The following is a 14,690-nucleotide window of genomic DNA, read 5'->3' on the forward strand; positions in this document are numbered from 1 at the left end:
TTTAACCCCCGAACCGGTCCGCGGTCACGCGCAAGCGTGAACGATCGAAGAACTGGAATTGAAAACACTCGAAAGGATTTACCATGCGTCACCGTCACGGCCTTCGTAAACTGAACCGTACCTCGTCCCACCGTCTGGCAATGCTGCGCAACATGACCGTTTCGCTGCTGCGTCACGAGGCGATCAAGACCACCGTGCCGAAGGCAAAGGAACTGCGCCGCGTTGTCGAGCCGATCCTGACCCTGGGCAAGACCGACACCCTGGCAAACAAGCGCCTGGCTTTCGCTCGCCTGCGCGACCGCGAAATCGTCCAGAAGCTGTTCGCTGAACTGGGCCCGCGCTACGCCAACCGCAACGGCGGCTACCTGCGCATCCTGAAGATGGGCTTCCGCGTTGGCGACAACGCACCGATGGCCTACGTCGAGCTGCTGGACCGTCCGGAACCGGGCACCGCTGAAGAAGCACCGACCGCTGAGTAATCAGCCAGGTCTTCAAGAAACCAGGCTTCGGCCTGGTTTTTTTTCGCCCTCACGCGGCGCGTCAAGCGCTACGACCACAGGCGCAGAGGCAGCAGGTCCCACGCCGCCAGGACCAGGCTCAAGTGCAGTACCGCCAGCATCGCCAGCGATTCCGCGTGCCGGCCGCTCGCGCTGCGCCATACCCGCCACAATCCGAGCAGCATGGCCAGCGGTAGCATGGCCGTCACGACCGCCAGCAAGCCGCTCGCCAGCGTCAGGTCGCCCAGCTGGAGCAAGGACTGGCGGTAGAAGAAGGGCAGGGGAAGCAGCAGCGCCAGCGCGCCGGCGAAAGGCGGGAGCAGAGGGTCCCTGGCCGCCATGCGCCGCCTGGCGATGCGCCCGAGGCCCAGGGCCATGATGGCCGCCAGGCCCAGCAAACCGGCCGCCACACCGCACCATCCGTACGCCAGCCACATCAGGGAAACCTTTTCGTAGCTCTGGGTCCCGGTGGTGATCACGCGCGCGCCCTCGCGCGAGGTGAGGAGGGCATGCGATGGCAGCAGCTTGCCGGGAGCGCGGAACAGGCCGTCCGAGACATGGCTGAGTTCCTGCGCCGGGGACTGGAAAGGCTGGAGCCGCAGCAATGGTCCGCGCGCCGACACCCGCATAAAGTTGAACACGGTATCGAGGAAACGCATGCTCTCGAAACGGCTGGGCGAGGGAATGTAGAAACCTTCCCAGGGCCGGACGTCGACGCTCCCGGTGAGGCCAGGCGCCGGCGCCTCCCCGCCCAGGCCCAGTGTCCGGACGAGCAGGGCATCGATGCGCCGGTAGTCGGCGGTTTCGCTATCGGTGTTGACGGCCATGAAGAAGGCCTGCCGCGTTGCCGGAAACAGGCACAGCTTCGCGCGGAACCCGACCGTGCTGCCCCCGTGGCACTTGGCCAGCACCCCATGGTGGTCCTCGGCCCGCAGGCCCAGGCCGTAGCCGGCGCGCAATCCCGCGCGCGCGGCGTCGGTGCCGGCCGGCTCTCCCATCCGGCGCAGCAGTGCAGGGGCGATGAACGGCTTTCCGCCAAGGCTGCCGTCGCTCATGAGAAAGCGCGCGAAGCGGCCCATGTCCGCCGTCGTGGTGATGAATTGGGCGGCCGGGCGCAGGGCGACGGGTTGCGCCGCCTGCCCGACGCTGTCCTCGAAGTGCCCCATGGCCAGCCGCGCGTCGTGCTCCTGCGAGACAAAAGCGAAGCTGCTGTCATGCATGCCGAGCGGCCTCAGGAGTGCGGCGTCCAGGTAGCGCTCGTAGCGCTGCCCCGTGACGGTCTCGACGATCATGCCGAGCAGGGTGTAGCCCATGTTGGAGTACGAGAAGCGGCTTCCTGGCCGGTGCCGGACGCGCAACAAGCCTGCTCCTCGCGGGAAGGCGTCCGCGAGCGGCATGTCGGGCCGCCGTTCCATGCTGAAGACCTGCCAGAAGCGGGCGTCGTCGAGGCCGGCGCTGTGATCGAGCAAATGCCGTACGAGCAGCGGATCGCTCGCCTCCCAGGGATTGACGAACTCCAGGCCGGGAAGCAGGCTGGACACCCGCGTATCCAGGGACAGGCGACGCTCGCTGACCAGGCGCAGGATGCCGGTTGCCAGCACGGTCTTGGCGACAGAGCCGACATGCACCCGCTGGTCCACCCGCATCGGTGCGCCGCTGCGCGCGTCGCTGACGCCGGCGGCGCCTTCGGCGGCGAGCGTGGTCCACACCGCGCCGTCGAGTCCCTCTTCGCGCAGCAAGGCGCTCAGCTGGGGTGCCAGGTCCGGCGCGGCGCGCAGCGGCATGGAAAGGAGCAGCATGCCCAGCAGGGCGAACAGGGTTTTCAATGTATGCACCCAGGAAGATGGCCAGTCCCAAGGATAGCCACCCCGAGGTGAAGCCGAGGTGAAATCCGGGCATGTTCCTCAGGCCGTCTTAAGCCTCGCCACAGGCGCGAACAGCCCAGCCGGTGTACCATGCCGGTGCGCTGTAACAACTGACCCGACACCATGACCCGTTTCTCTATGCGTGGCCTGCTGCAGGCCTGCCTGACGCTGTTCGCCGCCTTCGCCGCATTGGCCTTCCTCGCCGCAGCGCCCGCACGCGCGGAGGAGGACTTCCTCGATCCCTCCCTGGCCTTCCGCTTCGCCGCCCGCATGGCCGATCCGCAGACCCTGGAAGTGACCTACCAGATCGCCGACGGCTATTATATGTACCGCGAGCGCTTCGGCTTCAAGGCCAGCGGCGCCACCCTCGGCGCGCCGCAGATCCCGCCGGGCAAGGTGAAGTTCGACGAGACCTTCCAGAAGGAGGTCGAAACCTACAAGGGCACGCTGACGATCCGCATCCCGGTCGAAGGCGGCGGCAGCTTCACGCTGGCCGCCACCAGCCAGGGCTGTGCGGACGCGGGCCTGTGCTATCCGCCCCAGGAGCACACGGCGTCCCTGAACGCAGGCGCCGCCGGAGCAGCGCAGGCGCCGCCGCTGCCGATCGGCGCCGCGGCGGGGCAGGGGCCGGCGATGTCGGTGCCGCTGTCGTCCACCCCCGCTGCCGAGCGCGCGCCGGCCGCTGCGGCGAACCCCGCTCCGGCGCCCGCAAGCACGGCGCCCGAATCCGACCTCTCCACCATCGCCGGCATCCTCCATGGCGGGCGCCTGCTGGCCATCGTTCCCGCCTTCGTGCTGCTCGGCCTGGGCCTGGCCTTCACGCCCTGCGTCCTGCCCATGGTGCCGATCCTGTCCTCGATCATCGTCGGCGAAGGCCGGCAGGTACGCCGCTCGCGCGGCTTCGTGCTGTCGCTCGCCTATTCGCTCGGCATGGCCATCGTCTACACCGCGCTCGGCATCGCCGCCGGCCTGGTCGGCGAGGGTCTGGCCGCGGCCCTGCAGAACCCCTGGGTGCTGGGCGCCTTCGCCGTGCTGATCGTCGGCATGGCCCTGTCGATGTTCGGCTTCTACGAATTGCAGGTTCCCGCCGCCTTGCAGACGCGCCTGGCCCACGTATCGGGCCGCCAGGCCTCGGGCAAGCTGGCCGGCGTGTTCGGGATGGGGGCGATCTCGGCCCTGATCGTCGGCCCTTGCGTGGCCGCGCCGCTGGCCGGCGCCCTGGTCTACATCAGCCAGACGCGCGATGTGCTGATCGGCGGCGCCGCCCTGTTCGCGATGGCGATCGGGATGAGCATTCCGCTGCTGCTGGTGGGCGTCTCGGCCGGCTCGCTGCTGCCGCGCGCCGGGGCCTGGATGGAAGGCGTCAAGCGCCTGTTCGGCGTGCTGATGCTGGCCATGGCCCTGTGGCTGGTGTCGCCGGTGATTCCGGCCGCGGCCCAGATGCTGCTGTGGTCGGCGCTGCTGTTCGGCTACGGCTTCTACCTGCTGCGCCGCCGCCACTGGGCGTCGATGGCGGCCGGCGCCGCCTTTGCCGTGCTGGGAGCGATGCAGCTGGTCGGCGTGGCCAGCGGCGGGCGCGACGCCCTGGCTCCGCTGGCCCACCTGGGCGGCGGCGCGCCCCGGCATCTCGAATTCAAGCGCGTGAAAAACGTGGCCGAGCTCGATGCCGTGCTGGCGAATACCGGCGGCAAGACGGCCATGCTCGACTTCTATGCCGACTGGTGCGTGTCCTGCAAGGAGATGGAAAAACTGACCTTCGTCGACCCGGCGGTACAGGGCAAGCTGGCCAACACCATCCTGCTGCAGGTCGACGTCACGGCCAACAATGCGGACGACAAGGCGATGCTCAAACGCTTCGGCCTGTTCGGACCGCCGGGCATCATCCTGTTCGACAAGGAAGGGCGCGAGATTCCGGACAGCCGCGTGATCGGCTACCAGGATGCGCGCAAGTTCCTGGCGTCCCTGCAAAAGCTGGACGGCTGAAAACGACATGATGAGCAATTCGAAAGGCGGCCTCGTCTATTCCACCGATGGCGGGCGCATGTGTCCCGAATGCCGGCGTCCCGTGGCAGCGTGCCTGTGCCAGACCAAGCCCATCATCGCAGGCGACGGTGTGGTGCGTGTGTCGCGCCAAACGAAGGGCCGCGGCGGCAAGAGTGTCACAGTGGTCAAGGGGCTCGCCCTCGACGCTGCGGCGCTGGCACTGCTGGGCAAGCAGTTGCGCACCGCGTGCGGCTCGGGCGGGACCGTGAAGGACGGCGTGATCGAGGTCCAGGGAGACCACTGCGAACTGGTGATGGACACACTCAGGAAGCATGGTCATCACCCGAAGCGTGCCGGCGGCTGACGTCCGGAAAGAAGGCCGGACGCGGGCCCGGAGGCGTCCTTTGCCATCCAGGGCCCGGTAGACCCGGGCACGGGCACGCTCAATGCAGGAGCGCCGGGTGCGGGTAGCGCGCTTGCGGGGCGCCGTCCAGCGCACGCGCCTCGCCATCGCCCAGCTTGAAAATGGCGACCACGTTGCCCAGCTTTTCCGCCTGGGCCTGCAGCGCGCCGGCCCCGGTGGCCGCCTCTTCGACCAGCGCCGCGTTCTGCTGCGTCACCTGGTCCATCTGGCTGATCGCGCGGTTGACCTGCTCGATACCTGCGCTCTGCTCCTGGCTCGCGGCCGTGATCTCGGCCATGATGTCGGTCACTCGGTTCACGCTGTTGACGATCTCGTTCATGGTGGAGCCCGCGTCGGCGACCAGCCGGCTGCCGGCATCGACCTTGTCGACCGAGTCGCCGATCAGCGCCTTGATCTCCTTTGCGGCCGCCGCGGAGCGCTGCGCCAGGTTGCGCACTTCGGTCGCCACCACGGCGAAGCCCCGCCCCTGTTCGCCGGCCCGCGCCGCTTCCACCGCCGCGTTCAGCGCCAGGATGTTGGTCTGGAACGCGATCCCGTCGATCACGCTGATGATGTCGACGATCTTCTTGGCCGAGGCATTGATCGAGTCCATGGTCTGCACCACTTCCGACACGACCGTGCCGCCCTTGCGCGCCACGGTGGCGGCGGAAACGGCCAGCTGGTTGGCCTGGAGCGCGTTGTCCGCATTCTGCCTGACCGTCGCGGTCAATTGTTCCATCGACGAGGCGGTTTCCTGCAGCGACGATGCCTGCAGCTCGGTGCGCGCAGACAGGTTGAGGTTGCCGGAGGCGATCTCGCCGGCCGCGGCGGAGATCGTCTGCGCACTGAGGCGGACCTCGGCCACGATCCTGAGGAGGCTGTCGCGCATCTCTCCCATGGCGTGCAGCACGCTCGCGCGCTTGCTGCCGTCGGTGTCGATCGTCACCGCCAGGTTGCCGGTGGCAATGCTGTTGGCGATGGCGCTGGCCTTGGCCGGCTCCCCACCGAGCGCCCTCAGAATCGCGCGCACGATGACCGCGGCCACCAGTACCCCGGTGATGACGGCGGCCGCACACATGATCAGCATGAGCGCCTGGAACCCGCTCGCCACTTCGCGCGCGCGCGCCGACTCGGACTGGTTCGCCTCTTCCTTCAAGTCGATATACTGGTTGATCCGGGCCAGCCATTCGACGAAGGCAGGGCGGGCATCCTTGAGCATGACTTCTTTCGCGCGATCGAGCTCGCCTGCTTCGCGCAAGGCGATGACCTGGGAAACCAGCGGCAGCGTACGGGCTTCGATTTCCTTGATGCCGGCAAGGATCTGCCGCTCTTCAGGGCTAGTATCGCTCCCTTCGGCAATCATTTTGTCCAGCAACACGGCGGACTTTTCATAGTCGGAAGCCAGGCGCGCGATGTCGGCCAGCGCCGCCTTCAGTTCGCTGTCGCTGTCGACCAGCGTCACATCGCGCAGGCTGATCGCACGATCGTGTACGCTGCCGCGGAAGTTGATGGCATAGCGCTGCTTGACGCTGTTGACGTCGCCAATGGTGATCAGGCTGGAAGACACCGTGTTGACCCGGCTGACGCCGATTGCTGTTAGAAGCATCATGAGCAGAAGGATTGCCGCGAAACCGATGCATACCTTTGCCTTGATGGTCATACCTTTTGATTCATTACTGTGCATGATGAGTCCTGGGAAGCGATCACGGCGGTGGAAAAACAAGTTTGTTGCCGTACGGAAAATACTATAACATGCGTTTTGTCTTAGACAAACTGAATTTTGAGGTTGATGTATGAGCGTGCCGATATCTGTAGTCTCGGAGGAGACAGGTATTGCCAAAGAAGTATTAAGAAAGTGGGAAGACCGCTACGGCTTCCCCGTCCCGGGACGGGACGCAGCGGACAAGCGCGTGTATTCGGGGGCGCAGGTGGCACGCCTCAAGCTGATCAAGGCGCTGCTCGATGCGGGCATGCGTCCGGGCGCGGTCGTACCCCTGGACGAAGCGCAGCTGCAGGCGTTGCTTGCCATGAACCGGCCGCCGGTCCAGGCCGGCGCCGGGGACGGGCGCCTGGTCGAGGTGTTGCGCGCGAAGGAGCCGAACCGCTTGCGCGAGCACCTGCATGCCGAGCTGGCCCGGCTCGGCCTGGAAGGCTTCGTCCTGGACCTCTTGCCCGGCCTGAACAAGCAGGTCGGCGATGCCTGGGCCGAGGGCAGCATCGCGGTCCATGAAGAGCACCTGTACACCGAGATGGTGCAGGCCCTGCTGCGCGAAGCGGTGCAAGCGGTGTACGCGCCGCTGGGCTGGCCGCGCGTGCTTCTGACGACGGTGCCGGGCGAACTGCACATGCTCGGCAACCTGATGGTGGAAGCCGTGCTCACGCTCGCCGGCGCGCGCTGCATTTCCCTCGGGACGCAGTCTCCCCTGCAGGATATCGTGGCGGCGGCCGAGGCCTACCAGACCCAGGTCGTCGGCCTGTCGTTCAGCGCCGCGCTTCCGCGCAAGACCATCGCGCCCATCCTCCGTGAGCTGCGCCAGCGACTGCCGGGCGAGGTGCAATTGTGGGCCGGGGGCGCGGGCGTTGCCGGCCTCGAGAAAGTGCCGAGAGGAGTGCGGATTTTCCAGGGCTTGCACGAGGCCCGCGCCGCGATCCGGGAATTCAAGCCGCGCCGGGACTGAATACAGGCCAGGCAAAAAAAGGACGCCCGCAGGCGTCCCGGCTTGCGCGCGCAGGCGGATCAGCCGTGCATCATGCCATGAGCGCCGTGGCCGCGATGATGACGGCCGCCGCGGCGCTGCTTGGCCTGCTCGTCGAACACCTTGCGCTGTTCCGGCGTGAGGACCGAGTAGAAGCTGTTCAGGGCCGACAGGCGCGCTTCCATGCGGGCGGTGCGCTGCTTCTGGCGCTCGATGCGCATCTGCAGGCGCTGCGGGGCGCTCAGGCTGGCCAGCTGGGCGCGGTCCGGGCGGGCTGCGCGATCGCCCTTGTGTGCCGGCGCCATGCTGGCGACAAAGGCGTCCCAGGCCGGCTGCTGGGCCGGGGTCAGCTTGAGCGCGTCGCGCAGCTGGGCCTGGCGCTCGGCGCGCTTGGCCTGGCGCTTGGCCTTGAACTCGGCCATCTTGGCCTGGCGCTGTTCCACGCTCAAGGCATGGCCATGGCGGCCTTCGGCAGGGGCGTGGGTTTGGGCTTGCACGCCAATGGCGGCGCCGGCCAGGCCGAGAGCGGTGAAAGCGATCACGATGTTCTTGCGGATGGTGTTCATTGTGTTTCCTTCAGGTGAGTTCAGTTTGGATGTGCAACTGAACCGCTCGCTGCACAGGACCCATCTTCGCCAAAACTTGTAACCGTGGGATTTCCCCTGTCTGGTACTTTGTATCAATATGTTTCGCCGGTATCGGCTTATACATACCGATACAAAACGGCTGTCCACCCTTGCCATAGATGCGGATAATTGCGGTTATGGATAATCCCTCTACGATTTTGATCGTCGATGACGACCGCGACATCCGCAGCCTGCTGGCCGACTACCTCGAAGCGAACGGCTACCGCACCCTGGCGGCCGCCGACGGCACCGGCATGTGGAAGGCGCTCGACGAGGCGCGTCCCGACCTGATCGTGCTCGACCTCAACATGCCGGGCGACGACGGCCTGACCCTGTGCCGCAAGCTGCGCGCCACCTCGACCCTGCCGGTCATCATGCTCACCGCCCGCAACGAGCCGCTCGACCGCATCCTGGGCCTGGAGATGGGCGCCGACGACTACCTGCCGAAACCCTTCGAGCCGCGCGAGCTGCTGGCGCGCATCCGCAGCGTGCTGCGCCGTTCGCACGCCATGCCGTCCAATTCGCCGCTTGAAAACGTGCAGCAGATGAAGTTCTCCGGCTGGACCCTGGACCTCACCGCGCGTCACCTGGTCAATCCGCAGGGCGTGGTCATCATGCTGTCGGGCGCCGAGTTCCGCCTGCTGCGCGTGTTCCTGGAGCATCCGAACCGCGTGCTCAACCGCGACCAGCTGCTCAACCTGACCCAAGGCCGCGACGCCGACCCGTTCGACCGTTCGATCGACATCCAGATCAGTCGCTTGCGCCAGAAACTGGGCGAGGATGCGCGCATGCCCCAGATCATCAAGACCGTGCGCAACGGCGGCTACGTGCTGGCCGGCCAGGTCACGGTGGAGCCCGCGGCGTGAAGGCTTTCCTTGGTTCCATGACCGGCCGCGTGTTCATCACGCTGCTGCTGGGCGTGGTCACTTCCGCCGCGCTGACCCAGCTGGCCGCCGACTACGAACGCCTGCACCTGTTCGAACAGCAGCGCGACCAGCATCTGCTCGAACGCGCCGAGCAACTGGTGATGGCGACCGAGATCGTGCCAGCATCGGCACGCTCGGTCTACCTGTCGGTAGCCAACCGGCCTGGACTGCGCCTCGAAGTCGGCACGCCACTGCCGCTGGCCACTACGCACAGCTGGTTCGCGCGCTCGCTGGCCGCCCGCCTGGGGCAGGGCTATACGATCAGTTCCGCCGCCACCCGTCCGCCCTCGTGCGAGCTGCCGAACCAGCAGCCGGTGTTATACGGGCTGATCCATGCCGAATGGCGCGGCGCCTGCGAGCTGCTTAACATCCGCCTGCGCGACGGCGCTGAGCTGCGCCTGTCGGTACTGCCGCCGCGCCAGTCGCCCGCGCTCCAGACCGATTACCGCACCGTGATCGCCCTGTTCCTCCTGAGTATTGGCTTCCTGGCCTACCTGGTGGCGCGCATGACCACGCGTCCGCTCAAGCAGCTGGCGCAGGCGGCCCAGGACCTGGGCCAGGACATCAACCGCGCGCCCCTCGACCTGACCGGCGCCAGCGAAATCCGCCAGGCCAGCGCCGCCTTCAACGCCATGCAGGCGCGCATTCGCCAGTACATCTTCCAGCGTACGCAAATGCTGGCCGCCATTACCCACGACCTGCAGACCCCGCTCACCCGCATGCGCCTGCGCCTGGAAAAAGTGTCCGAGGCCGAGCTGCAGGAACGCCTGATCGGCGACCTGTCGGCGATGCAGCAAATGGTGCGCGAGGGCCTGGACCTGGCGCGCAGCATGGACACCACCGAGACGATGCAGATGCTCGATCTCGATTCGCTGCTCGAGGCCGTGTGTGCGGACGCCGTCGATGCCGGCCAGCAGGTGGACCTGGCCGGCCGCGCCGGCATGGCCCTGCTGGGCCGTCCGCTGGACCTGCGCCGCTGCCTGGGCAACCTGATCGACAACGCGGTCAAGTACGGCCGCGAAGCGCGCGTGAACGTCGACCGCATCAACGGCGCCGCGCGCGTGCGCATCCGCGACAGCGGGCCGGGCATTCCCCAGGCCGAGATGAAACGGGTGTTCGACCCGTTCTACCGTGTCGAGACCTCGCGTTCGCGCGAGTCCGGCGGCACCGGGCTGGGATTGACGATCGCGCGCAATATCGCCGAGCAGCACGGCGGCAGCATCGCGCTGGCGAACCATCCGGAAGGCGGGCTCGAAGTCACGCTCATGCTGCCGGAGTACTATCCAAACAAATAAGCGCGTAATAATGGTTTGCGAGAATGCGGCCCGGCCGCGTTGTCGCGCCAATCACCATATGACAGCGCCGCCTGGGCAGGTGGCCAAGGGACAGGAATGAAAAAGAAGAATGTGGCAGTGATTGCCGGCATCGCCGCGCTGGCGATGGCCGGCGCGTGGTACGTGAACGGGGGCGGCGGCGCCCATGCCGACAATGGCAAGGACGGCCAGGGCGGCCCCGGCGGCGGCCAGCCGCCTGTCACCGTCAACGTGGTGGCGCCGCAGCGCCAGGACGTGGGCGTGGAGCTGCTCGCCAACGGCACCGTCACGCCGCTGCGCACGGTCGACCTGCATCCCCAGACCACGGCCACCATCCGCCAGGTACACATCAAGGAAGGCGACTTCGTCAAGGAAGGCCAGCTGATGTTCTCGCTCGACGACCGCGCCGACCGCGCCGCCGTCGCCCAGGCCCAGGCCCAGGTGGCGCGCGACCGTGCGACCCTGGCCGACCTCGAGCGCCAGTTCAAGCGCAGCCAGGAACTGGTGGCCCAGAAATTCCTGGCCCAGAGCGCCCTCGATTCGCTGCAGAGCCAGGTCGAGGCCCAGCGCGCGCTGGTGCAGAGCAACAGCGCCGCCGCCCGCGCCAGCCAGGTCGCGGCCAGCTACACCACGATCCGCGCTCCGATGTCGGGCCGCGTGGGCGCCATCGACGTGCATCCGGGCGCCCTGGTGCAGCCCACCACCTCGCTGAGCACGGTCACCCAGCTCGACCCGATCAATGTGTCGTTCACCCTGCCGGAATCCTCGCTGGCGTCGCTGCTGGCGGCGCAGCAGCAGGGCAAGGTCGAGGTGCGCGCCCAGGTCAACGACGCGTCGCCGCAAGTTGCAGGGCGCCTGAGTTTCATCGACAACACCGTCGATCCGCAAGCCGGCACCATCCGCGTCAAGGGCGAGTTCGCCAACCCGGGCGCCAGCCTGTGGCCGGGCCAGTACGTGACCGCGCGCGTCACCGTGCAGACCCTGAAGGACGCCGTGGTGATCCCGCAGGCGGCCATCATCAACGCCACCAACGGCACCTTCGTGTACGTGGCCGGCGAGGACAACACGGCGCGCCAGGTGCCGGTCAAGCGCCTGCACGGCTTCGGCGACTACGCGGCCGTGACCGGCCTGGCGGGCAATGAAAAAGTGATCACCGAGGGCAAGCAGAACCTGCGTCCGGGCGGCAAGATCCGGATGGCCGGCCAGCAGGGCGGTAAAGGTAGCGGCAAGACCGAAGCGGGCCCGAAAGCCAAGAAGGAATCGGCATGAACCTGTCCGAACTGTGTATCCGCCGGCCGGTGATGGTGGTGCTGCTGTCGATCAGCCTGGTGCTGGTCGGCGTGCTGGCCTACCTGCACATCCCGGTCGCCGCGCTGCCGAGCTATAACACGCCGGTCATCAACGTCAACGCCAACCTGCCGGGCGCGAGCCCGGAAACCATGGCGTCCTCGGTTGCGCTGCCGCTCGAGAAGCAGTTCTCCACCATCGCCGGCATCAACCTGATCACCTCGACCAGCACCCAGGGCAATACCAACCTGACCCTGGAATTCGACACCAAGATCGACGTCGACCGCGCCGCCGTGGACGTCCAGGCCGCCCTGCTGGCGGCCCAGCGCCAGCTGCCGCAGGAAATGACCGACCTGCCGTCCTATCGCAAGGTCAATCCGGCCGATGCGCCGATCCTGTTCATGCACGTGACCTCGCCCTCGATGGATTTGTCGCAGCTGAACGACTACGCGGAAAACCTGATCTCGCCTGCCATTTCGACAGTCGCCGGCGTGTCCCAGGTCACGATCAACGGGCAGAAGCGCTTTGCCGTGCGGGTCCGCGCCAAGTCCGACCTGATGAACGCGAGAAATATTTCGATGGACGAGCTGGCGGCGGCCCTGCGCGCGGCCAACTCCAACACCCCGCTGGGCATCCTCGACGGCCCAACCCAGACCCTGACCATCCAGGGCGGCGGCCAGCTGATGCGCGCCAGCGATTTCGCCGGCCTGATCGTCGCTACCCGCGACGGCATGCCGGTGCGCCTGCGCGACGTGGCCGAGGTCGAGGACAGCTACCAGTCGGTCAAGGCCGCGGGCAGCCTCAACGGCGAGCGTTCGATTTCGCTGATGGTGCAGCGCCAGCCGAACGCCAACACGGTGCAGGTGGTGGACGCGGTGCGCGCCCTGATTCCGCGTTTCGAGCAGCAACTGCCGGCTTCGATCCAGCTGCATCTGGTCAACGACCGCTCGACCTCGATCCGCGAGGCGATCCACGACGTCAACCTGACCCTCGCCGGCACCGTGGTGCTGGTGATCCTGGTCATCTTCCTGTTCCTGCACCGCCTGGCTGCGACCTTCATCCCGGCCGTGACGGTGCCGATCTCGCTGCTGGGCGCGCTGTCGCTGCTGTATGCCTTCGGCTACAGCCTGGACAACATTTCCCTGCTGGGCATCACGCTGGCGGTCGGCCTGGTGGTCGACGATGCTATCGTGGTGCTGGAAAACATTGTGCGCCACATGGAGATGGGCAAGAAGCCGATGCAGGCAGCCCTGGTCGGCGCGCGCGAGATGGGCTTCACCATCATCTCGATCTCGATCTCGCTGGTGGCGGTGTTCATCCCGATCTTCTTCATGCCGGGCGTGATCGGCCTGCTGTTCCGCGAATTCGCCGTCATCGTCGGCCTGGCGGTGCTGGTATCGGCGGCGGTGTCGCTGACCCTGGTGCCGATGCTGTGCTCGCGCCTGCTCAAGGGCGGCGGCCATGTCGCCCCGCACGAGATGTCCTGGGTCGGCCGCCGTTTCGAAGCCATGTTCGTCAACGTGCGTGACGCCTATGGCCGCACCCTCGATGTGGCGCTGCGCCACCGCTTCCTGGTGCTGATGCTGGCGCTGGGTACCTTCGTGCTGACCGCCGTGCTCTATATGACCATGCCGAAGGGCTTCTTTCCGGAAGAAGACATCGGGCAGATCCGCGTTTCCGTCGAGGCGTCGGAAGACACCTCGTCCGTCAAGCTGGCGGAACTGCAGGGCAAGGTGGTGGACATCGTGCGCGCCAATCCCTATGTGCAGGACATCAGTTCGTTCACCGGCGGCGGCAACACCGGCCGAATGTTCCTGGTCCTGAAACCGCGCGGCGAACGTCCGCCGATGCCCATCGTGGTCGACGAGCTGCGCAAGGCAACGCGCCAGGTGGCCGGCGTGCAGGTGTTCCTGTCGCCGGTGCAGAACCTGCAGCTGGGCGGCCGTCCGAGCAAGAGCCGCTACCAGTACACCCTGCAGAGCGTGTCGGGCGGCGAGATCGGCGAGTGGGCCGAGCAGTTCCTGGAGCGCATGCGCGCCGACCAGCGCTTCCGCGACGTCACCAGCGATTCGCAGAACAAGGCCTTGCAGGCAACGATCGACATCGACCGCGACAAGGCCGCGCTGCTGGGCGTGGAAATGGCCGACGTGCGCACCGTGCTGTACGCCTCCTTCGGCGAGCGCCAGGTCTCGACCATCTACTCGACCGCCGCCAGCTACTTCGTGATCCTGGAAGCGGCGGCCGTCGACCGCTACTACGACGAAGCACTGTCGCGGGTATCGGTGCGCTCCAAGTCCGGCGACCTGGTCAAGCTGTCCAGCTTCGCCAGCGTCAAGCGCACGGTCGGCCCGCTGGCCGTCAACCACCAGGGACAGCTGCAGGCGATCACGCTCTCCTTCAACCTGGCGCCGGGCGTGCCGCTGGGCGACGCCACCGCCGCCATCGACGAGATGGGCCGCGAGATGAAGCTGCCGGCCTCGGTCATCACCAACTACGGCGGCGACGCCGCGGTGTTCAAGGACACCCAGTCGAGCCAGCTGATCCTGATCGTGGCCGCGATCGGCGTCATCTACGTGCTGCTGGGCGTGCTGTACGAAAGCTACATCCACCCGCTGACCATCCTGGCCGGCCTGCCGTCGGCGGCGGTCGGCGCGCTGCTCACCTTGTGGCTGTTCGACATGGACCTGACCCTGATCGCCATGATCGGCATCCTGATGCTGATCGGTATCGTCAAGAAGAACGCGATCATGATGATCGACTTCGCGCTCGAGGCCCAGCGCAGCCACGGCCTCAAGCCGCAGGAAGCGATCCGCGAAGCCTGCATCCTGCGCTTCCGTCCGATCCTGATGACGACCCTGGCGGCCATGATGGGCGCGCTGCCGATCGCGCTGGGCATCGGCGCCGGCGCCGAACTGCGCCAGCCGCTCGGCCTGGCGGTGGTGGGGGGCCTGATCTTCTCGCAGGTGATCACGCTCTACATCACCCCGGTCATCTATTTGTACCTCGACAGGTTTAGCGGCACCGGCCCCATGACCGACGAACAACTGGCCAAGCTCGAAGCCGTGCATTGATGGCAAGGGCCGGCATGGGGTTC

Annotated in this window: 11 protein-coding genes; 8 read left to right on the forward strand and 3 right to left on the reverse strand. The window is 67.0% G+C overall.

Annotated elements, in window-relative coordinates:
• Positions 1 to 83 precede the first annotated feature (83 nt).
• Complete coding sequence (rplQ, locus tag V7778_RS15220) at positions 84 to 479, forward strand: 50S ribosomal protein L17 (RefSeq protein ID WP_211519055.1); 396 nt, start codon at positions 84 to 86, stop codon at positions 477 to 479.
• Between the two features lie 68 nt (positions 480 to 547).
• On the opposite strand, the gene V7778_RS15225 is transcribed toward rplQ, so the two are convergent.
• Positions 548 to 2,323 (reverse strand): serine hydrolase domain-containing protein, encoded by a 1,776-nt coding sequence (locus tag V7778_RS15225; protein ID WP_335556766.1) that lies wholly within the window; start codon positions 2,321 to 2,323, stop codon positions 548 to 550.
• A 162-nt stretch (positions 2,324 to 2,485) separates the two neighbouring features.
• On the opposite strand from V7778_RS15225, the gene dsbD reads away from it, so the two are divergent.
• Together dsbD and V7778_RS15235 are read left to right on the forward strand one after the other, a co-directional pair.
• A complete protein-coding gene (gene dsbD, locus V7778_RS15230; protein ID WP_335556768.1) occupies positions 2,486 to 4,345 on the forward strand; it encodes a protein-disulfide reductase DsbD in 1,860 nt (619 codons plus the stop codon).
• A gap of 7 nt (positions 4,346 to 4,352) precedes the next feature.
• Positions 4,353 to 4,709, forward strand: a complete 357-nt coding sequence (locus tag V7778_RS15235; protein WP_335556769.1) for a translation initiation factor Sui1 — start codon at positions 4,353 to 4,355, stop codon at positions 4,707 to 4,709.
• Positions 4,710 to 4,788: 79 nt separating this feature from the next.
• Here V7778_RS15235 and V7778_RS15240 read toward each other — a convergent pair whose 3' ends face one another.
• The gene (locus V7778_RS15240; RefSeq protein ID WP_335556771.1) at positions 4,789 to 6,408 is read right to left on the reverse strand and encodes a methyl-accepting chemotaxis protein; all 1,620 of its coding nucleotides are present in this window, start codon (positions 6,406 to 6,408) and stop codon (positions 4,789 to 4,791) included.
• A 133-nt stretch (positions 6,409 to 6,541) separates the two neighbouring features.
• Between V7778_RS15240 and V7778_RS15245 the strand changes: the two genes are divergently transcribed.
• Positions 6,542 to 7,426, forward strand: coding sequence for a MerR family transcriptional regulator (locus tag V7778_RS15245; protein WP_335556773.1), 885 nt, complete (start codon positions 6,542 to 6,544; stop codon positions 7,424 to 7,426).
• A 59-nt stretch (positions 7,427 to 7,485) separates the two neighbouring features.
• Here the strand turns inward: V7778_RS15245 and V7778_RS15250 are convergent, their stop codons facing one another.
• Positions 7,486 to 8,010, reverse strand: a complete 525-nt coding sequence (locus tag V7778_RS15250; protein WP_335556774.1) for a Spy/CpxP family protein refolding chaperone — start codon at positions 8,008 to 8,010, stop codon at positions 7,486 to 7,488.
• 197 nt (positions 8,011 to 8,207) lie between these two features.
• On the opposite strand from V7778_RS15250, the gene V7778_RS15255 reads away from it, so the two are divergent.
• The 4 genes from V7778_RS15255 to V7778_RS15270 all read left to right on the forward strand — a co-directional run bounded on the left by V7778_RS15255 (position 8,208) and on the right by V7778_RS15270 (position 14,667).
• On the forward strand, positions 8,208 to 8,936 hold the full coding sequence (locus V7778_RS15255; protein WP_335556776.1) for a response regulator: 729 nt from the start codon (positions 8,208 to 8,210) through the stop codon (positions 8,934 to 8,936).
• Positions 8,933 to 10,291: an ATP-binding protein gene (locus V7778_RS15260; protein WP_335556778.1), complete on the forward strand. Its 1,359-nt coding sequence runs from the start codon at positions 8,933 to 8,935 to the stop codon at positions 10,289 to 10,291. Before V7778_RS15255 ends, V7778_RS15260 begins: the two co-directional genes overlap by 4 nt.
• Before the next feature lie 96 nt (positions 10,292 to 10,387).
• Entirely contained in the window at positions 10,388 to 11,578 is a 1,191-nt protein-coding gene (locus V7778_RS15265) for an efflux RND transporter periplasmic adaptor subunit (protein WP_335556780.1), read from the forward strand.
• Complete coding sequence (locus V7778_RS15270) at positions 11,575 to 14,667, forward strand: efflux RND transporter permease subunit (RefSeq protein ID WP_335556782.1); 3,093 nt, start codon at positions 11,575 to 11,577, stop codon at positions 14,665 to 14,667. Before V7778_RS15265 ends, V7778_RS15270 begins: the two co-directional genes overlap by 4 nt.
• The last annotated feature ends 23 nt before the right edge of the window (positions 14,668 to 14,690 follow it).

This window comes from Massilia sp. DD77 (assembly GCF_036961685.1).
Classification (GTDB): Bacteria; Pseudomonadota; Gammaproteobacteria; order Burkholderiales; family Burkholderiaceae_D; genus Telluria.

Bases quoted from the DNA above. Each gene is read 5' to 3' on its own strand.
- rplQ (WP_211519055.1), top strand. From the start codon at position 84: ATGCGTCACCGTCACGGCCTTCGTAAACTGAACCGTACCTCGTCCCAC.
- dsbD (WP_335556768.1), top strand. From the start codon at position 2,486: ATGACCCGTTTCTCTATGCGTGGCCTGCTGCAGGCCTGCCTGACGCTG.
- V7778_RS15235 (WP_335556769.1), top strand. From the start codon at position 4,353: ATGATGAGCAATTCGAAAGGCGGCCTCGTCTATTCCACCGATGGCGGG.
- V7778_RS15240 (WP_335556771.1), bottom strand. From the start codon at position 6,408: ATGACCATCAAGGCAAAGGTATGCATCGGTTTCGCGGCAATCCTTCTG.
- V7778_RS15245 (WP_335556773.1), top strand. From the start codon at position 6,542: ATGAGCGTGCCGATATCTGTAGTCTCGGAGGAGACAGGTATTGCCAAA.
- V7778_RS15250 (WP_335556774.1), bottom strand. From the start codon at position 8,010: ATGAACACCATCCGCAAGAACATCGTGATCGCTTTCACCGCTCTCGGC.
- V7778_RS15255 (WP_335556776.1), top strand. From the start codon at position 8,208: ATGGATAATCCCTCTACGATTTTGATCGTCGATGACGACCGCGACATC.
- V7778_RS15265 (WP_335556780.1), top strand. From the start codon at position 10,388: ATGAAAAAGAAGAATGTGGCAGTGATTGCCGGCATCGCCGCGCTGGCG.
- V7778_RS15270 (WP_335556782.1), top strand. From the start codon at position 11,575: ATGAACCTGTCCGAACTGTGTATCCGCCGGCCGGTGATGGTGGTGCTG.